Below are 20,370 nucleotides of genomic sequence, written 5' to 3'. Positions count from 1 at the left end.
ATATGTTGCAGAATCCAATCTCTAGGTGATGGCCCCTTGGCCTGAGAGAGCCGGCGGCCTTCGCACATTGCATATCGCCTCTTTCTTTGGACGAAATTCGCGATATGCAAGACGCTATGACGGACTCTAATCGAAGAAGAAACCCGTCGGGCCGATTTGAGGCGGTGAAAAATACCTCGACGAGTCCCGAAGTAATGATGTAATCTCAAAAATTGCTCGACGTCCGGGTAACGAAGGTGATTACGGCCGTATCTGGATACCTTGGAACCGCTGCTTCACCTGTTCTGAGTCTCTCGAAGTCCCCCGACTCGACACTTCCAATCGTGAAACACCCCGATTCACTCGATTCCGGTTGTGTTAGCCGCTGAAAATTGCTCGACGGGGATTCTCAAAAGACTGGCTTCAGTCTGCGACACAATCCTCGAAAATCTGAGGGGAAGTCTATTATTTAGAATTGCTCAGCGGGGCCGGCGGACTGCTCGTCAACTTGTTCGTACATCTCATCCGGGAACGGGAGACTGCCCCAGATCGAGTAGGGACATTGGTCCTGGCCGATACAGTACCGTTGCATATCGTCGTTATCGCAGTTCATCGGCAACGGGGTGTCTCCGCCGATCGTGTTCGAGAACTCGTAGCGGACTTGGTACTCGGTCTCCTGCTCATCGTACCACGGCCACCGGGAGAAGACGCCCTTGAGGTCCGCGACGATCTCGTCGAGGCTGCTGTCTTGGTACTTCGGCAGCCACATCACCATCCGCGCGAAGTTGTAGAGGTCCTTCCGGACGGGCTTCTTCTCGTGTAGCCGCTCCTCCATATTCGCCATACAGGGGAGTTCGAAGAGATCCTCGATCTCTCGCACTTCGATCTGTTCGGCGCCGGTTCCGGCTCGCCCGATTCGGTACGTATTGACGCGCCCGTCGCGGTCGATCGTGACGGCCGAGTGGGATTCGTGGTCGGCCAACGTCTTCGCGAGACTGCTCGGACTCGAGATCCAGTCTGTTACTGAGGATTCCCAGTCATCCTCGGCATCGTACGCCGCAACCGTTCGATAGAGTTCCTTCGCCGTGTGGAACTCACCCGTTTGCGCCACGTCATCGGGGGCGTCGCTCAGGGCCCGTCGGAGGACACGAATCGTCCGTTCTCCACGGTCCCAGTTCCGCCAGATACGCTCGTGGTGGCCGGTCTCGAGGAAGCGATCGATCCGCTCCGTAATCGCTGACTCGTTCGTGGTCAGCCACGTCAACTGGTCGTTGGAGAGCCCGTCTTCTTGCACCCGTAGGAGCTTCTTGAATGCCCGTTCTGCGTAGTCACGATACTTGCTGTCGAAATCACCGACCGGAACGTACAGCTTGTTGTCTTTCACTCGCGTCAGTATCTCACCACTATCGTTTCTCCCCGTCGACGACTTGTCCTCTCGAACGAGGCATTTCCGTGACGCTGCGGCCATCGGGACTTCCAGGTAAAGACCGTCACTGAACTCCGGCATCTCTGTGATGCCCGTACAGACCCGGCCAGGGTGCGGGCCATCCTCGCCGGGTTCCTTACTGTACAGCACCTCGGCGATGTCCTGCTGGAGCGTGCCATCTCCGTGGTTTCGGAGGAGTGATGCGAGGTTATTGACGTACAGCTCCCGGATGTCGTAGAGCACCTGAATGTTCCGGGGTGACGCGTGCTCGAATTTCGGATATGCTTTCACACAGATCGCACTCAACGTCGCAAGCACGGCGAGTGTCGCCGGTTCGTCAACGAACGGCTCGTTGGCAGCGTCCGCACGAACCTGCTCTTTGAACGCGGCCGTCCCAAACCGCTCAATGTCGTTCATGAGGTCCGCGGGCTGCTCTTCGCCGTCGACAACGTATCGATTGTAGCCACGCGTGAACAGTTGGTTGATTCGGATGTCACCGTACTCAGGCGGAAGTGCCGCAACTCGATACGCCATATCTTCGTCGTCAGTCGGGGAACTCCCACTCATTCCGTAATCACCTCCGGCGTCGCCGACCGAACATCGAAGTCTGGACTCTCGACGGGTTGAACGATACTGCAGACATCGGCGTGCAGCGAGTAAGGCAGGCGTGCGACACGCCGACGGTCGGCTGTCACGACGGGATCGATGGGGATGTCATAGGTCTCTAAGAGGAGGTCGTTCAACACCTCGCGACTCTGTTCGTCATATCGATGTGCAAGGTCCGTATCGAGGAGGTAGACGTGGACGCCCTGTCCACTATACACGACCATCGTTTCCTCGGCGTTGAAGTCCTCCTCAAAGATGCCTCGTACCTCGAGCCCGTATTCGATAGCGCGGTCGATATCCTCGAAGGCATACGGATAGCCCGTGGGCTCGGCATCGAGAATACCAGCGGCATCGAGGAGTGTCTCGTTGTCTTGGTCGCCGTCCTCGGAGACTGTATCCGTGGCTCGTTGCCGAGCGATTTCTTTCGCGTCGATATCGACGAGCAGCACCCATGGCCGTTCCCAGTGATCCAGCGCATAGTAGACGGCTTCAGGGAGTGGATTTGATTTCTCGAGGACCGCCGGGTCAGCGAGTGCGAAGTTGCTCTGACCGAGGGGATCATTGCGAGCAGGGTGCTGAATGAACTCCACAACGTCCTCAAAGCTGCTGAACACGGGTGTCGTCGGCTCACCGGACCGGTCTGTCTGCCACGTATCCCGGCGGATGAAGTCCTTGTCAGGGACGTCGTCCTTGCGAACCGGGTGTGGGTCTCGAAAAGCGACAGCATACTGTTTTGGCCCGTCTGCCGTGATGAACTCGGGGACATCGTCAACGTACTGTGGAAACTCTTCGGCGTAGTAGGTGTAGATCTCTTCACGGGTTGCCTGTCGCCAAGTCATAGGTTGACCTCCTGTTTGAGATTCGTGAAGCCGCGAACCGTGGTCATGCCTGCTGCATCAAATTCACTGATTGCGTCTTTGATGTTCGAGAACGACCGTGCTGCTCGGCCGCTAACACTTTCTTCGATTCGATCCGCTTCGGCAAGTCTATCGAGCACCTCAATGGCAGTCTGGCGACTGTTGAACGCCCAAATCGCGTCGGCATCCACCATACTGAGCTTGTCGTAGTCGTTGACCGGTGCGTGGCTGTTGTTGCTCGGGAGTTCAGCTTCGCCGACCCAAACAAGTTCGCCAGCGTCGTTGAACGCAGCCACGTCGAACACCGTCCTGTCGTCGTATTCGTAGTACGGTTTGACGCGAACGACATTGTCCTGCTGTTGGAGCCACTGTTCGAGGAGGCGAACACCGACCTTGTGTGGTGTTTTCTCTCCGATATCGCCTTTCCCGGGACCAACTTGGAGTTTCTGTCCGAGTAGTTCCCGCCCTGCCGGGAGGACAGTATAGTACTTTTGACCGGCTGTAGACGCGTCCTCAACGAGATTCTGTTCCGTCAAGCGTTCCAAGTGGAGGTCTTCGTACTCATCTCGGAGGGGCCGCATCGAGTTGAGGAGAGTATACTCAGTAGCCTCGCGGTTCATCACCTCAAGAACTTGGCTGAGGAAGTGGACATCATCATAGCTGAGGCCACGCTTCCGGAGTTCGTTATCGGAGACAGGAACCTCACTAGCTTGGACGGGCGATGAGCGAGCTTCCGAATGTCCGTTCCCGTCGCCCGGTGACTCCTCTCCACCCTCAGTTGCCACGTCAAACAACGAGGTACTCTCTTGATCAGTCCCCTGTGGATCAGCATCGGTACCACCCTTATCGTCCGATATCGACGACGTGGTTGGTGTCCCTTGTCCGATGAACGAGGATTGTGTAGAGTCTGTTTCCACGCGATTGCTCTCAGCGGCAACTGTTGTGTTGGCTCCTGAAATCCCCCAACCAGCCTCATCTCGGATCGGGGTCGAGTCACCCACCTCAGCAAGCCCATACTGAGCCTGTGTTCGCTCCGACAGTCGTGGGAGGGCCACAGTCTCGAAATGGTCCGCCTGGTCGACAGACAACGGCTCATCACTCTCTGGATGGCCAGCCGCTATCGGGAGCGGCTTCACCGAAAACGGGGCTGGCCCCGTCTCCCCGAATGACGGGCTCGGCAGTTGGGCGATCCACTCTCCACTGGGGAGCGTGTTAATCCGGTTTCGGAGGTCAGTCGGGCTCAGATCTTCGTGGGCCAGCGATTCAGCGAGGTCGTGCTCAATCGAGATGTTCCCGATGAGCTTCGTCTTGATGTTGTTGAGAACCTCGTCGTAGGCGCGTTCGTTGCGGTTTCGAACCTGCCCGGGGAACTGCATCACCAGTCCCATACTCAGGCCGAACGACCGGCCCTGTGGAAGCAACTGCTCGGAGACGAGTTTCGTTGCCGCAACAGGAGCGGCCTCTTCGATGATGAGGTTAGTAAGGTTCTCGTAGTCCGTGTTCCCGTCACGGCGACGCACCTGCACCGCGTCCCAGAGATTACTCAACAGGAGGAGTGTGATCGCTCGCTGTGCCTCCGGGCGAAGGTCGCCTAAGTCGAACAGGATCGTGACGTCTTCGTCGAGGAATTCACGGAAGTCGAATCGGTTGTCAACGTATTCGCCGTTGTCGTCCCGTTCCGGAACGTGGCTGAAGATCCGTCGCAGGTGTGCGTCCTCTCTGAGCTTATCAAGACGGTTCCCGACGGCGTCCATCGACACTTGGAACTGGTGGTCGTCCTTCGCGAAGTGCCGCGTGAGCGACTCCTCGACGCTCCGATTGTCCGCCGAAACCGGTGGCACAGTTCGCTCCCGCTGCATCTCGAGGGCGGCCGCAAAGAGGTCATCCAACCCGAAGACGTCGCTGCCGTACTCCTCGTCGAACAGCGCCTTGATGAGGTAGCTGAGAATCTCGTTTGCGACGAACGCTTGTCCGTACTGCTCGCGGCCCATGATCATCCGCATGATATCGTGGAAGTGGTCGACCTTGTCCTGAATCGCGTCCGCCCGATTCCGTCCAGCGTCGAGTGCCGGCCGAATGTCGAAAAAGGAAAACGCGGGAATCGTCTCGGGGACGCGGAACTGGTAGACATCGTCCAGCCCGTTGAAGCGCTCGTAATGACTCCGAAGGTAGTTGGCGCACATTCCGTCACCCTTTGGGTCAACGATGACGACGGGACCACCAGTCGTCTCACGGAGCGACAGCGCATCGTTGATGATTGCTTTCGACTTCCCGCTTCCAGTTGAGGCGAACCGGCCGTAGTGTGTCGTCAGGAGCTTCGGCGGAATCCGAATCGGACGCTGTTGCGGCGAGCCGTTCTCATCGAGTGCATACCCGATGGCCATTCCTTCCCGGAACTGCTGGACTAAGTCGGGATTGGGCCACGGAAGCGGATCACGACTCTGCTGTTCAGCACGTGTCCCTCGCGTCCCTTCAACCGTCAGTTGGTCCGACGACGGCACCAAGATGAAGTTCGCAAGCTCGGCCCCACAGAGAACCAGCCCCGGCCGGGTCTTACCACGTCCAGTCGTTACCTCTCGCGAGAGGAGTCGCTGGAGCGCTGCTCGCGCGTTTTGTTCTTTCTTCGATTGTCGGAAGCCACGGTCTCGAAGTCGCGTCGCTTCGATCTCGTAGAACGGGCCGTCGAGTGGGTCGAATACCGGCGCGAGTGACGACAGGCGGTCATCAAGGGCGTCGCGGCCAGCCTCACTCGTTGGTACACCAATCGCCCGGATATTCGTCGTGTACGAGCGCTTGGGGTTGACCGCATCAATCGCGTCAAGTCGCTTGACGACGATGTCACTCAACTCGTCACGGGTGCGACGTTCGTACTCCAGTTCGGGGTCGAGCAGGTCGCCAAGGATTTTCTGCGACAGCGTATCCCGTCCATCATTCAAGTCCTCTTTGCGGAGTTCCGCATCCGCTTGCCAGCTCTCCCGGCGCTGAAACACGACTTGGAACGCGAGCGGTTCGCGTGCATCATTCAGGTGGTCGATCAGCGACGCAAGCACAGCTCCCGGTTCGTCGACCGCCGGCAGCGTGCTCTCGTCGGGCGTCGCCGTCAGCGGTGTCAACGACGACATCCAGTCTTGTTTCCGAACTGCCGACCCACACCACCGCACGCCCCGTGGTGAGACGGAATCAACCGCAGGGCGGGCGAGAATCGTCCCGTCTGCGGTCAGCGTCGGTTTCTCAACCGACGTGGGTGAAACCTCGTCAGCGAGGGTGTCAGTCGTTTCGAGTTCGACAACTGTCTCTCCAATCGACACCAGTCCGTCCGCCGTTCTACCACCCATTTCATCGTCAGCGTCCGTCGGTGAACCCTCAGACTCGTGTACGGCGCTTCCGCCACCGTCAGGCGTCACGTCCGCGTCGGCGTCTGCAGCCGAATACTGCTCGTCGTCGGAGAACTCATACTGCAGATCACCCTGCTGGTACCGCTCGACGAACTCCTCGTGAGACAATGCAACCGGGTGAATCAGCTTCGACGCGACGTCCACTTCGACACGCTCGATGTCGAACGTCTTCGGATAGATCGACCGAAGTCGCTCTTCGAGTGTCCCAAGATAGTCGTCGGCTCCATAGTAGAACTCAACCGGCGCGTCTTGTCCGGTACTGAGTGCGAGGAACTCGAAGCGCGGTGGGGTCGCGGATGTAAACGGGTTGAGTTTCGACCGCAGGCCCGAGCTGTCAGGGGTCAGTTTGTGGAGACTCTCGAGCGTCTGCGGGATACCACGAGCCGTGAGTTCCTCTGAAGTGGGTGTCACGCGGAGATACTCATGCTCAGGCATCGTCGGTACCTCCAATCTGGCCGTTGTCAGTTGCTGTTGAATCAGTCTGCATGTCTTGTGACTCTCCGTTTGCTTGCTGCGCTAACTCCGTCCGAAAGGTCTCAATCTCGGGTGAGACCGCCGTCTCACCAGCACCGGGCAGCGACGCCCGGCGCTGCTCGGTCGGATCGAAGTCGATGACTTCCTTCTCTTTGGGCATCGCTTCGACTCTAATACCGCGCCACTCGCCGTCGACGCCGACCAAGGCTTCTGAAAAGCCGGCGTCTTCGTTCCCGGGCACTGCGTCCTGCACATACCGCATCTGGGCGTGATTCAGGCCGAACTCGTCGGCCCATTCTTTGTCCATCCCATCCAAGCGATGGAACTGCTTGACGGCGCACTGGTCGAGGATAGCCTCACTTTCAGCGTGCTCGAAGAACTCGTCGACGGTCTGGGTAACGAGGCGAATCGAGAGATCGTGATGGCGGTGGTGTCGGAACACCGTCTCGAGGAACGCCAGACTCGCGGCGTCCTGCATGATGTACCGCGCCTCGTCGATGACGAATACGACCTCCTTGTCCGTCTCCTTCGCCCGCTCGTAGACGAGCGAGATAAGCAACTGCATCGTCAGCGCCGTACTGCTGTCGACGCTGCCTTCTTGCTGGGCGAGATCGAGGTAGATGACTTTCTCGTCGCGGATGTCGAACTCCGATTCCTTCCCGAGATTCGCGTAGCGGCCCGCTTCTTCGAAGGGCCGCAGTTGGTCGATCAACCACGTTGCATCGTCGCTAAGTTTCTCAGCTTCTGCGTCCGACCGAACGACGAACGACTCGGGGTCGTCGACCATCTCTTCGAAGACATCCAGCATGTCTCGAATCGTCGGGCTCGGGTTGCCGTGTGTCGTAATATCATCAGTAATGCCATGACGCTCGTAGGCCTGTCTGAGTCCGAGTTCGAGTGTTGTTCGGCGGTCGCCAAGTGAGATACCGCGGAGAGCGAAGAAATTCGTCAGGAAGCTCATCGCGTCGTCGAGTTTCTCGTTGAACGGGCTCGCGTCTTCACCCATCGCCCGCTGGACGTGTTCGGGCGTCTGGCGGATTTCGAGCGGGTTTAGTCCGAGTGTCCCGCCAACGGTGATTCGCTTGGCATCGAGCGCTTCGGAGACGCCCGCCCAGTTGTTGAGCGGTTCGAGAATGATCCCGATACGGTCCTTGCTCTGTTCGATCGACCGGATGAAGTTCTCCTTCGCACCGAACGATTTGCCAGAGCCGGTATCTCCCACCGTAAACATCGCATAGCCGTTATCGCGGGCGAACGGGTCGATGACGACCGGGCTCTGGTTGTCCTTGTGGATCCCGAATTCGACGCCCCCTTCTTCGAGAATCGTCGCGTTGTGTTGCGACGCTAAGAGGGACCCAACAGCGCCGCCGAGGGCAATCGACTCCCGACCGAACACGTTGTCGCCGATTGGCGCGGCAGATTGGAGCGCGAGGTCCTGCCGGCAGATAGCCGTCTTCGGCGTGAGATTCGCCGGTTCATCACGGAGCGCGCTTTTGACTGCTCTGACGGCATCTCGGAGGTCGTCCTTGTTGTCGGCGCGGACGGTGACGAATAGCCCTTGGTCGAACACGCTCGCCCCACTCTCGACGGCCTTGTACGTCGCCGCCGCTTCGTTGGCTCGCTCTTGGAGGTACTCACTCCGGACGCTCTGTTCTAAATCAGCGTCGACCTGCAGGTCGTCCGCAATATCCTGTAGTTCGTTCCGCGCGCGTTGCTGGTTCTTCGGCGTGATGTGCGCCGTGAGGTCGAACTCGACGTCGGTCAACTCGAAGAGGTCACTCAAGTAGCCGTCATTCGGGTAGTCGGCGTAATCAGCGATGTACAGCGTCGTCGTCCATTGCTCACCGACACGGGCAGCTCGCGTCTCCCATTCGATTGCCGCCGGTGCTGTCGCCGTCTTGTGTGACTCCGAGATGTCGTCGAGGAGTTGACCTTCCGCGTCACCGGCTGCAAGCGTTTCCTCGTCGAGGACATCCGAAAAGTCGACTTCCGGCTCGTCGTCGGTACGATATCGTTGCCAGAGGGCTGTTCCGCCGACGCTGAGGAGCATGATGGTCCCCAGATAGAGCGCTGCACCTTCGGGGGATGTCGGCTGTTGTGCCCATTGGCTGAGCTGCGTGAGAATATCACGACTCGCCTGCAACGGGAGGTTACGCATCGAACGCCTCCTCCCGGCGTGAGCGACTGAGAATCGGCTGTTCGCGGATCACGTCTGCTTTGGTCTCGAAGTCGTGTTCCTCGCCGTTCCAGAAGTCCATGTTCAGAACGAACAACTCGACCGTGCTGAGTCGGTGGGCAGACCAGCCGGATGCCTGCTGGATGAACTCAGAACGGACATCCGCAATCCGGTCGTCCAGCTTTTCGAACATCTGGGCACGACGTTCGACATCGGAGAGGTCCGCACGCCGGGTGACGAACGGGTTGAACAGGATGCCAATCACGGGGAACTGCGTCAGCTTTTCAGCCGGCGTTCCCTCGTCACGGTATCGGTCATAGACTTCGAGTGGCGAGACTTCTACGCCAATGTAGTACCGAACCTGTTGAATGCCGCGGTCACGCATCTCTTTGGGCCGCGTCTCCCGATACTCCTCGAGGAGTTCCCGGAAGATTGGGTTCTGTGTGACGTCCTCGTCGGTGAGTCGCTCCTCGATTGTCTCGGTGATCTGTTCGACCGGAAATGACCGGGTTGTTGCGTGGAATTTGAGCTTCGAGTCGAGTTCTTTGTTGGCGAACTCGGCGCCTGCATCCTGAAGTTGGGCCCAGTCGTCGGCCATCGCGAAGTCCATGTTCCCCGGGTCGATTTCGATGAACGCCTCCATCGCGCCGTCAGTCCGCTGAATCGCGCCGGCGCCGGGCCACGCCCGCTTGATGTTCGTGAGGTCTTGGGTTCGCTCGTCTGGCGTGAATGGCGTGTAGTTCGCGAGTCCGCCCTCGTTGCGCACGGTCTCGTTCGTTTGGCCGTCAGGGTGCTCTGGCGCACTCAGCGTAATCCGGGGCCGTTTGGCGTATCGATAGACGTCTTTCGTCCAGGTCCACGCGTTCAGATGGTCGGGGGTGACGTAGACGATGGCCGCGCCCATCCCGAGGCCGCTTGCGATAAGCGGGACGGCGAGTGATTCAATGCCCGTGAGGCCGGCGAGGAGCAATCCACAGATGGGGAGAGCGATGAGGATGCCGACGTCACCCTCTTCGATGTTGAGGTAGGGGATGCGACTCGCTTCGCCGAACTGGTCCATGATGCGCCGAGCGGCTGTGTCTTGATCTGTCGACATAGTTAGCGGGTTCGAGGTTCGTTTTCGGTCCGCCGGTACGACGGCAGTCCATCGCTGTCATCAGCCGAGTCACGCTGTGCGGCTGCCCGCTGGGCGAGGGCTTGGCCGGCGGCGGCTTTCGGCCCCCAGCGGGCGGCAGTCGTCGCAACGCCAGCACCACCGACATACGCGCCGGCTGCGACGCCGCCGACGAGGGCTGCGCCTCGCGTTGCACCACCAATCACCTTCGCGGTGAGGGGTGTCGCGTACGTGAACGTCTTCCACGTGAGATAGAGCGCGATTAGCGGAAGTGATGTCGCGACAAGATACTTCAGAAATGGGCTGTCTGGCGTGAGAACGCCTTCAGAATAGAGCAAATCGTATCCCTTGAATACGACTGCTGCTGGGAGAGGGAGAACTGCAAGAGGGACAAACCGCTTACAGAAGCCCATAGCGATGTCAGAAAGAACAGGAAGATTACCATAGGCGATAGCAACCGCGACCGGCATTCCGTACACATAGACGAGGACCAACACCTCTCGAATGTAGTAGAGCGCTTCAAGCACCCACATTGAAAGACCACCCACAAATGCGAAAAGTAAGCTGAGACCAGGGTTGGTCACGGTTTCCCGGAGAAAATTGAGCATGACGTCGCCTAGTGAACTCAAACTCGGCAGAAGGGCGATTGTAAACCCATCAACAATGTAGAGACCGAGGGCGCTTACCCAGTACCAACAGATAATAAGACACGCCCCAACCCATGCAGTCTTCTTCGTCCGTCTAGCTTTGTATTCGCTCCCGACATTGAAAATCCGCATCGTGTGTCGCCCCTGAACGCACATCAGCAACAGGAGTAGCGAGATCAGCATAATCTCACCACCGACGAGGGCATCTCGAATGGCCGGCCATGCGCCATTCGTTGGAGTCCCGAAAACGAACACACCATCAGTTTCGGGAGTCGGGGTTCCAAACATCTCTGTAGAAAGTGTCTCGTACCCCTGATTCACGCCCTGCATGAACAGAGACGTCACCCAAGCAACGATCTTCTTGAATCCCTCTAAGGCGATATCAATCAGATCAACCATCCTATGCCTCGCTAATCGTAATCTCGCAGTTGTTGAACTCGTCTGAAGCGGAGTACTGGACTTGGTATGTCTCAGAGATTTTCTTTGCGTCAACTCGCGTTTCTAAAACGACTTCAAATTCTCCCGATTGGGGTTCATTTTTGCACGAGATGCCCTCAGCTCGAATGAACGCGAATGGGGACCGATAGCTGTATAGAGTGAGTTTCTGCCCAGGAGGAACAGTTACTGCAGCTGTTTCATCATCTGCATCTGGGTCGTAGATACCACTCACACCATCGGCATCAGCGTAATTAGTCCCCTCTTCATCGGAGGGATACGGAACGTCTCCGATGAAGAGTAATTTCGTGACTGCGTTTGGCCCCGTTCCACGGTTCTCAACAGTCACAAACGCCTCATCAGTAACTTCGTCACCCGATGAGTTCCACATCTTCTCTGGCTGATTTCTCCCAATCCCCATCTCGACGATGCTGAGGTTCGGTTGAATGGAAAGTGAGCCCTCAGCAATAGTTTCGTCACCATCCAACGCGACGACACGGTACTCACCGGGCTCGTAGGCAGTCCCGATTTCGAACGAAACCTGTCGTGCGCCGGCGGCAAGTCCGCGCTTCCCGAAGAGCTCTCCATTCGGCTGAATGAGGTTTACCTGTTCGACGGGTGCGTCAGCATCAATCTCCACAACGATGGCTTGCCCCTCGACAGCGATGCGTGAAAGCGGGCCAGCACGCTCGGTCGTCGTCGACGTCTGGTCAGATGTCGTTGTGCCCGAGTTACGGCTACCATCGAGGCAGCCGGCAACGCTGGCGAGGGCGGCCCCGCCAACGGTTCGGAGGACGGTACGTCTATCAATCGGTGAATCGGTTGGAATCATTGGTTTCGGTAGTCGCTATCTGTCGGTCCAAACATACGGAGGAGTCGGCGACCGGCGTAGAACGTCACGACGAACGGAATCGCCTGCCAGCCGACTTCGAACACAAACGCAACCCAACCCTCGAGAGTCCCGAGTGGGTGCCAGCGAACGGAGGCCGTGTCGCCCACATATGCTGGGTCGTGGCCAAGCCACGTGCCGGGGTGGTAGCGGGCGGTGTAGATCCCCGGCTCGTCCAGCGTGACGATTGCGACGCCACTCTCGTTGGTCTCAACGCGCTGGTCACCCACCGTGATGTAGCCGCTGTGTGACGACCCGCCAATCGGGTACTGTCGGTCACTCCCATTCGACGCGATCGGCGCACCCGTCTGATTATCGCGCAACTCAACTCGAAGCGTCGCGTTCGACGTCGTCTGCGAAACGAGCTCAACAGAGAGGTTACTCTCGCGAAGCTGTCGCGCCGACCCGACTTGGGGGTCGACAATCGTGGCATTCACGCCGCGAACGATCCCACCCACCCGAAGCGCCTCCCGGTCAACAGTCTCCGTACGGATGGCCAATCCGTACGTGGGCGTGTACGACTCGTTGACGACCTCGACAGTCACGTTCTCGCCGATCGTCTCATGGGGTGACGCCCGGTCAGTCCCCCACGTGTCGATGATATCCGGGCCATCGCGAACCGGCTCTGCTCGCGGCCCGATCTGTGAGGGATACGCGTGAACTCGGACGGGAATCGCATCCGACTGTTCCGTAGTTGTCGACGTCCCGGTCGATGTGACGAGTGTGTCCCAGTTCGTGTTGCGAGCGGTGTAGAACCGCCACACACCACGGACTCTGGAGGTCTCAGAGTCGGTGAGCGTATAGCCCTGCCACGGGCGGGACTGGAAAATCGCGACGCCAGTATCCCCGTTCGGGTACTGCGCGTAGTAGGGGTACGCCGCGAGGTCGTAAATTTCGGTATCGAGTGTATCTGAGACGGTTCGTGTCTCCGTCCGGTAGTTGACTGTCGTCTCGGGTTCGCCACCAACCGTTGTCTCAACGGTCTTCTTGAGGCGAACGGAGATGTTCGCTTCGAGCGTGAGATTCGCACCCCACGAGTGAGTGGTGTGATACTGTAATTCTGGCGTGTGAGTGCCACTCGCAGTTGCGACTGGAATGCCATCGATTTTCAGACGGGTGTTCTCAATCTCGTGAGAGACGAGTGCCCAGTCGACGGTTTGATTACCCGTTTCGGTCCCAGTTGGAACGCGAACACGGTAGTCGACGAGCCCGCGAACCGTCCCATTGGGAGCGATATAGAGCGGTGTCTCACCTGCGTCGAGATGGCCGCGCGTCGATGGCGTGACCGCGAAAATCGTCGCGTGCGCATCATCGATGAACGTCCCATCTTCGAGTGACGCATGAGACGGGTACGTCGACGTGTCGGGTCCGCCGGCGTCGAGATCCGCGAAATCGTTGCGCGTCCACGTCGCGGCTGTTGCCGGTGGGCGCGTGAACGTGATATCAGTCCCGTTGGCGAGTTGGTGGAGTGCCGTTCGGTCGTCGCCGTACTGCTGCTGGTAGTCTTGTTGGCTGACGTAGCGGTCGCTATCGCGAGACCAGAGCGTCGCCGACTCGTTTTCCGTGAGGCCGTTTGTCTCAGTCCCTGGTCTCGGGGGCTGTGCCGTGGCGAGGCCGATAATGGAACTCGACACGAGCAACGCGGCTACCAGTACGGAGGGCACTCGATGCTTCATGGGAGGGCAAAGGTGGATTGGTGGGGCGCTTACCAGGGAGTGAGGTTCACGCAGTCGCCGAGTGGGAGGCCCATAATCGACGCCACAACGGTGTACAGCGGGCCGAGCACCGCCAAGATGAGGGCGGATTTGAGTGCTGCGCGCTTGTGGACTTTGAGTCGCTTTTTCTGTTCGGGGCTGGCGGTGAAGATCTCAGCGAGGGAATCGGCCTGCCAGATGACTGCCAACCCAATGAAGCCGAGCGTCGTCGTGATCTGGAAGAACCCCTCAACCATCCCCGGCAATTTCTCAGCGCTGCAGACCACGCTGTCTTGTGCGGCAACTGGCTGGACGGCAACGAGCGCGAACAGGACGCCGCCGATCGCGACGTGTCGGAGGATGGATTGGGAGGGCCGTTGCTGGTCGGCGGAGCGAGCGTCAGTTGGGGAGTGTGAGTCAGACATGGGGTCACTCGGTGTGGTCGTACACGAGCGCTTGGAGGTCGGCGTAGCGACTCGTCATAGTTGCAATCTCATCGAGCGAGTAGCCCAACTCACGCGCTTCGGTGAGTTGTGCGCGGAGTTCGTGCGGCTCAACGTCGCGAAGTTGCATCTCGTCGCGGAGGGCTTGCCGATAGAGGGCCGATGCGTTGAGATGGTCGTTCCACCTGAGGAACAACTCATCGATGTCTTCGACGGTGACTGAGCGGGAGATCATGTGTTCGGTATCGTTCCACACCGATTGTCTTGCGGTGCGTACATGTCAATCAGATTGATGGAATATTATATATTTACTGGCCGATATGAAGTGTGATGACATGCCAAACTAGGTACTAAATGATCATCTATATCCAAGACCGGTGTAGAATTCTCGTAGTCACTATATGTACTGATGAAAGAGTACAGTATACCAGATGGGCCACGTCTACTACCACCATCCCGGTGACAAGCAGTTCTCTCTTGACTTCGTGCATCCAGACCCTACTGAAGTCGTCTCGCATATCGTCAACTACGACGACGACGTCGCTGTGAAGGTCCAGAAGTACGAGATTGACGAAGCGTTCTACGTCGTCTACACGTCCCGTGTCGATGGTGGCCCTGTTCGTGAGATCAACTTCGATCTCAAAGCGTCACTCGCGAAGATGAGCGAGGACAACAGAACCATCGTCGTTCGGCTGCTCGAGATCTACCGCGCCCTCATCGCTCAGAACGAGGAAGAAGAGGGCGTTCCCGTCGAGGCATACAAGCAAATTGATGTCGACGCGCTGCCGAACGTGCTTGACCGGACGGTCTGGGAGGGCCCAGCAACAGCCGTTGCAGGCCGACTCGCCTCAAACCTGATTCTGAAACACGCACTTCCGAACGCCAACCACCGGACTGCTGTCGCATTAGTTCAGTTCTACCTCCGACGTCTGAACTCGGATTTCTCGATGCCGGAAACGTCCGTCGAAGTCGATCCAGAATCGTACGACTGGCGAGAGTGGGTAAACGAGTACATCAACGAGTCAAAGCGGCTACTAACCGTTCGGCGGAAGAACGTCCTCTGCAAGCACCTGTACCGTTTCGGCGCGAGAACGCTTGAACGGAAACACGCAGTCGAGATCGACCTGACTGCATACGAGCTGGATATGTACCCGAGTGAGGCGAAGGTCGTCTACGCGGAGCAGCATGAAGAGCTCTGGACCGAGTTCGTCGAGGAGGCTGTCGAACGCGCAGGCTATCCAGAGCTGAAGGAAACGCCAGGGCTATCGAAAGCAGAATTCGCTGAAAAGATTCGGAACCTCGACTAAGCGGCTCTGTTAGTCTTGGAGCGTGGCGACTGTTCGGCCCGTTTCCTCGGCCTCTTCACTGCGCGACATATTGTACGTCGCGAGCGCTTCGTCAACCGCCTCATCAAGACTCATTGGTCAACCTAGTCTTGACCCTTCCAGCGTATAAACGCTTGCATGGCTAAAACGCCTCTACCCGGCGGAGAGAAGTCGATCGAAGGAGTGGTCTGGAAGTCTGATTATAAACTTAACCAACAGTATCTTCGGTGAGCGCTTCGTGTTGGTTAATACGAGGAAGCAACCGATGTCCGACGAACCACCGACGCCGCCGACGAATCTCCCCACCGAATCGTCTTCGAAAGGTTGCCCGGTATGCCGAAGAGTTGGTCGAACACAAGGAGCGCGAGACTCGTATCGAAGAAAATCAACCGGAAGGTGAGTTCGAAGAACGGCCCGAGGACCTTCCAGATGATGTCCCCACGAAGGCGACGATTACGACCAAAGAGATCAATGACAATCACACTACTACTGGTAGTGGCGAGAGGGCGACAAAATCAAGTCCAAGTATAAAGGTCCAGTCAACCCCAATGAGTGACAAGAGCAACTTCCATGGCTGTAATCTGCTCGCGTTTTAGACTGGTCTGAGCAGATAGTACCGCTCTCGTATTGTACATACCAGCCGTCATGATAGTTGGTTGAGACACCGGTGTTGCCAGTACTGCCAATAACCAGTCCACTATTGCCAGTAAAGATGGCGTAAGCATGGGAACTCCCGAGATTAAGGGTAGATTCGTTAAAGGTTGGTTCTCGGGAGACCCCCGTTGCCAGTACTGCCAGTATTCGCCCGTTTTAAGTAATACACACACACCACTTTTGCCAGTAAAACCACTCGAACGAGTAGAAGACTACTCGTACCAGCACTAGTTATGCGATAAATTTATATTAATAGTAGTAAAACCAAACCCGTACTGGAAAAGAATTAGTAAAGTACAACTGTAGATATAGTTCGGTAGCTCTGTTAATTACCTCATTTTGGACTTCGGTCCTCACCTACGAGAGAATACTGGCAATGGTGGAGAGAGTGTCTTTTATAAGCCACCGTGATATTGGCTGTACTGGCAACGGGGGTGTGGTTATTGGTCATACTGGCACCCGTGGTTTTATCACACATAGCAACATCGTCCAATCCATGGGCCGGTTCACTCGGGAGTCATTCATCATTCGAGACAACGACGTGTTGCGAGACGATTACCAGCCTGAGACTCTTGAGGAACGAGACGCTGAACTCGACGAATACGCGGCAGCCCTCCGGCCGGTAATTCAAGGATGGCAGCCGAACAACGTGTTTCTGTATGGGGTCACGGGTGTCGGGAAGACTGCGGCCACACACGATCTGCTCAAAGAACTTCAGGAATCAGCTGACCAGTACGACGACGTCGACGTGAATATTATCGAATTGAACTGTACTGGCTGCAACACGTCGTACCAGGTTGCGGTGAACCTCGTGAACGAGATTCGAGAGCCAAATCACCCACTAACAAATGTGTCGTCTTCACGGATGCCGATCAGTGAGACTGGCTATCAACAAAAGCGCGTGTTTCGTGAGCTCTACGCTGACTTAGAAGATATTGGGGGGACCGTGTTGGTTGTCCTTGACGAGATTGATAACATCGGATCGGACGATGATATTCTGTACGAGCTCCCGCGGGCACGTTCACAATTGGACCTGGATGTGAAGTTGGGCGTCATCGGCATCAGTAACGACTTCAAATTCCGCGATAATCTGTCTCCGAAAGTTAAAGACACACTTTGCGAAGAGGAGATTTTGTTCCCGCCATACGATGCTGGCGAACTCCAAAACATCCTCCGCGAGCGAGCAGAGATTGCGTTGTATGATGATGTGTTGGAAGATGATGTGATTCCGTTGTGTGCCGCGTTTTCAGCGCGAGACTCTGGATCGGCCCGGCAGGCACTCCGACTGTTACGGAAGGCAGTCGATATTGCGGAGTCTGAAGCGCGGGCCGGTGGGGACGCGTTTGTAACAGAGGAACATGTCCGCGAGGGGGAGTTCCAGATTCAGCGCCAGCAGGTCGTTGAAGGGATGCATTCGTTGACACAACATGGGCAGCATGTGTTGTTGACAGTGTGCCAACTGGCTGCTCGAGGAGAAACGCCCGAACGGACAAAGGCAATCTATCGCCGGTACCAGAAGGTTGCGAGAAAGAATGGGCAAGAGCCGCTGAAGCGTCGGCGCGTACACGACCACCTGTCGGATCTGAACCTCCATGGTGTGTTGCAGTTGGTTGACTCGAGTGGCGGCCGAGGGAACTACAACGAGTATGATTTGGACGTGTCGTTGTCTTCGGCGTTGGATGCGCTGGAAAGCGAGTTTGGGAATTTAGAAGGCATCCGTGAACTCGCAAAAAAGAACGGGACGTTAGACTAACCCCTCTGTTGTGGGGTGACCTCCGTTGCCAGTGTTGCCAATAACCTGTCCACTATTGCCAGTTTCACCTGTCGATGTCGAGTTTACTATTGTATCTGATATCTGTGAAATATTGATTAAACCACTATTGCCAGTATATTTGATCTTCTCTATGTCTGCCGCTTTTACTGGCAATAGTGGTGTGTCTGACGAATTATTTGATGACTGACTTGATTTGTATATTTTAGATCAATTGATAGGGTGATTGGAAAATCGTGACTTGTTGGAATTTTTGCTCGCTGATTGTTCTCTGTAGCCGTATTAACCAACAGTAGTAATGTGGCCTATCGATGTTGGTTAACTCATGACCAAGCAGTAGCAAGTGGTAATCAAAATATCGACGAGGTTACGTTGAGGGCACATACCGGAACTGTACGTTTTTGATCTATACTCGACGCAAGACCTTTTTCGTCGTCTAGGAACCCCCATTCCATTGTCGGCGATTCGAGTCTTGGTGTCGTTGTCCTGACTGTATGTAATATTCTAATGTGAGTTGAGCTTCCGTAGAGTGAACTGTGTCGTGTATTTCATAACTTATACAATTACGTTGAAGATTTGGCAACAAACCCTTGGAGTTTTACCCAATTCAGTAATTGAATTTTATGTAAATATAGTGGCTATTTAGACATTCTAGTTGATGCATGATTGACAATAGCCAATATAATTTCTAACTATGGCTATTCTATTAGTTGAGATTCCTAGATAGTTCTATTGGATACTGTCTCGAATAGATCATGATGTCCATAATCTTGTATATATAATACAGTTCTATCTGTGGGGATATCCAACCATCCTCCCACGACTCATGAGAGGGTAGAACATATTCGAACGCGTAGCCTCCTTCACAAAAAGGGTCACCACATCCGTTGTTCCATCGGCCTCGGCAGGCCACCCTGCAGCGGTTGACCTGTCGAAGCCAGTCAGGCAGACCGACCGACGAACTGAGATTCACATTGTCGACCGGGGTCCACTTCAACGGACTGCGTTCCGAGCCAGAACCGATGCGTGGAGATGACACGCACCACCGATCGGAATACTGTACCCAGTGGTGTACTGCCTCTGACTCACGCTGTTACGCTGTGTTTCGATTAGTCATCTGCGGGGACTGCTCTCTCCGGGTTTTGCTTACTCGGCCACTCCAGGTCCGGGATGTAATCTGCGTTTGCCTCGATGAGTTCTTCGGTCATCTCGTGTAGTTCGTCTAGTGAACAAGCGGCGCTTGACAGAGGATCGAGCTTTACTGCTTGGTGGACTTTCTCGCGGTTACCCTCTAAGGCACCTTCCACCGCCAGTTCGTAGATTGCAGAGTGCTGGCGGTCCAGAGCGGCAAGTTGTGTCGGCAACTCTCCAACCGAAGCTGGGTGAAGGCCGGTACCGTCGACGAAGACCGGAACTTCCACACAAGCGTCTGCAGGGAGGTTTTCGATGGCGTTCGATTCGTTGGACACGTTGAGGTTGAACCGGCGTTGAGTTCCCGTTTCCAACGAATGGATGAGCCGGGACGCGTATTCCTCGGAACGTTCGACACTAACCTCGTTGAGGTCGACGTCCAGTTCGGGATCGTCGCGCTCTTCGGACCGCGCAAGCCATCCCTCTAGGTACGTCGCGGTTGGCATCCGTTCGGCGAAGTTCGTCCCGGCCATCTCCTCGATAAGTGCATCGTCTGTTCGGATGTACGGGAGGTACTCACTCATATGATGGCTCGATTCCGTGGGGAACGCGCCGAAGTGCTTCATCATCTCGAAACGGACCGTGTCCTTGCGGTACGTCTCTTCGTCGTCGTAGGCCTCTTTGAGTGCCGGATAAAGACTCTCTCCGTCGTGTTCGCAGGTGAGGAACCAAGCCATGTGGTTGATGCCGGCGACCCAGTACTCGAGTTCGTCCTGTGGCGTTTCTGTGTACTCTGCTATTGCCTCGGCGGTGTGCGGGACGGAGTGACAGAGACCAACGACCTCGATGTTAGTCGCGTCAAAGACAGCCTTACAGAGGATGGCCATTGGGTTCGTATAGTTGAGTAGAAGAGCATCGGGACACAGCTCTTCCATGTCGTCCGCGAGGTCGAGGAGTGTCGGAATCGTCCGAAGGCCACGGAAGATTCCACCCGGTCCAGTCGTGTCACCGATTGCTTGCTTCACTCCGTATTTTTCCGGGATCCGGATCTCGTTTTCGAAGGGCTCAGTCCCACCAACGTTGATCATGTTGAGGACGTAGTCCGCGTCTTCAAGGGCTTCGCGTCTGTCAAGCGTCGCCGAGACAGTCGTTTCGAGTCCTTCGTTTTCAACCATCGCCTCAGCGACACGTTGCGTCTGTGTGAGTCGATGTTTGTCGATGTCCATCAACGCGATATGGCTGTCAGACAACTCGTCGAACGAGAGGATGTCGCCGATGAGTTTCTTTGCAAATACCATACTCCCAGCTCCGATTAGGGCAATCTTTGGCATTGCTACTACGTGTCTCTGGGTTT

13 protein-coding genes and 1 pseudogene are annotated in these 20,370 nt (G+C 56.5%); 3 read left to right on the top strand and 11 right to left on the bottom strand.

Annotated elements, in window-relative coordinates:
- Positions 1–448: 448 nt before the first annotated feature.
- From E4P24_RS16555 to E4P24_RS16510, 10 genes are read right to left on the bottom strand one after another with little or no spacing between them, the layout of a single operon-like run.
- A complete protein-coding gene (locus E4P24_RS16555; protein ID WP_188148826.1) occupies positions 449–1,972 on the bottom strand; it encodes a primase-associated protein in 1,524 nt (507 codons plus the stop codon).
- Entirely contained in the window at positions 1,969–2,850 is an 882-nt protein-coding gene (locus E4P24_RS16550; protein ID WP_188148825.1) for a DNA primase, read from the bottom strand. The genes E4P24_RS16555 and E4P24_RS16550 overlap by 4 nt, the downstream gene beginning before the upstream one ends.
- Entirely contained in the window at positions 2,847–6,698 is a 3,852-nt protein-coding gene (locus E4P24_RS16545) for an ATP-binding protein (protein WP_188148824.1), read from the bottom strand. Before E4P24_RS16545 ends, E4P24_RS16550 begins: the two co-directional genes overlap by 4 nt.
- Positions 6,691–8,895, bottom strand: coding sequence for a VirB4 family type IV secretion system protein (locus E4P24_RS16540; protein WP_188148823.1), 2,205 nt, complete (start codon positions 8,893–8,895; stop codon positions 6,691–6,693). The genes E4P24_RS16545 and E4P24_RS16540 overlap by 8 nt, the downstream gene beginning before the upstream one ends.
- Positions 8,888–10,009 carry a hypothetical protein gene (locus E4P24_RS16535; protein WP_188148822.1) on the bottom strand — a complete coding sequence of 374 codons (1,122 nt, stop codon included), beginning with the start codon at positions 10,007–10,009 and terminating at the stop codon, positions 8,888–8,890. The genes E4P24_RS16540 and E4P24_RS16535 overlap by 8 nt, the downstream gene beginning before the upstream one ends.
- A 2-nt stretch (positions 10,010–10,011) precedes the next feature.
- Entirely contained in the window at positions 10,012–11,073 is a 1,062-nt protein-coding gene (locus E4P24_RS16530) for a hypothetical protein (protein ID WP_188148821.1), read from the bottom strand.
- A 1-nt stretch (position 11,074) separates the two neighbouring features.
- Positions 11,075–11,941: a hypothetical protein gene (locus E4P24_RS16525; RefSeq protein WP_188148820.1), complete on the bottom strand. Its 867-nt coding sequence runs from the start codon at positions 11,939–11,941 to the stop codon at positions 11,075–11,077.
- Positions 11,938–13,674 carry a hypothetical protein gene (locus E4P24_RS16520; protein WP_188148819.1) on the bottom strand — a complete coding sequence of 579 codons (1,737 nt, stop codon included), beginning with the start codon at positions 13,672–13,674 and terminating at the stop codon, positions 11,938–11,940. The genes E4P24_RS16525 and E4P24_RS16520 overlap by 4 nt, the downstream gene beginning before the upstream one ends.
- Positions 13,675–13,703: 29 nt before the next feature.
- Positions 13,704–14,117 carry a hypothetical protein gene (locus E4P24_RS16515; RefSeq protein WP_008606472.1) on the bottom strand — a complete coding sequence of 138 codons (414 nt, stop codon included), beginning with the start codon at positions 14,115–14,117 and terminating at the stop codon, positions 13,704–13,706.
- A gap of 4 nt (positions 14,118–14,121) precedes the next feature.
- Positions 14,122–14,370: a hypothetical protein gene (locus tag E4P24_RS16510; RefSeq protein WP_008606465.1), complete on the bottom strand. Its 249-nt coding sequence runs from the start codon at positions 14,368–14,370 to the stop codon at positions 14,122–14,124.
- A 196-nt stretch (positions 14,371–14,566) separates the two neighbouring features.
- Between E4P24_RS16510 and E4P24_RS16505 the strand changes: the two genes are divergently transcribed.
- The 3 genes and pseudogenes from E4P24_RS16505 (at position 14,567) to E4P24_RS16500 (ending at position 17,867) form a co-directional block, all read left to right on the top strand.
- Positions 14,567–15,442: a hypothetical protein gene (locus E4P24_RS16505; protein WP_188148818.1), complete on the top strand. Its 876-nt coding sequence runs from the start codon at positions 14,567–14,569 to the stop codon at positions 15,440–15,442.
- Between the two features lie 283 nt (positions 15,443–15,725).
- Positions 15,726–15,956, top strand: a pseudogene (locus E4P24_RS19095) (hypothetical protein).
- A gap of 654 nt (positions 15,957–16,610) precedes the next feature.
- Positions 16,611–17,867 (top strand): Cdc6/Cdc18 family protein, encoded by a 1,257-nt coding sequence (locus E4P24_RS16500; protein ID WP_004967636.1) that lies wholly within the window; start codon positions 16,611–16,613, stop codon positions 17,865–17,867.
- 1,127 nt (positions 17,868–18,994) lie between these two features.
- On the opposite strand, the gene melA is transcribed toward E4P24_RS16500, so the two are convergent.
- Entirely contained in the window at positions 18,995–20,347 is a 1,353-nt protein-coding gene (gene melA, locus E4P24_RS16495; RefSeq protein WP_042663430.1) for an alpha-galactosidase, read from the bottom strand.
- Positions 20,348–20,370: the final 23 nt, after the last annotated feature.

Source organism: Haloferax sp. AS1 (genome assembly GCF_014530665.1).
GTDB lineage: Archaea > Halobacteriota > Halobacteria > Halobacteriales > Haloferacaceae > Haloferax > Haloferax volcanii.
This window is presented reverse-complemented; position numbering and strand designations above follow the sequence as displayed.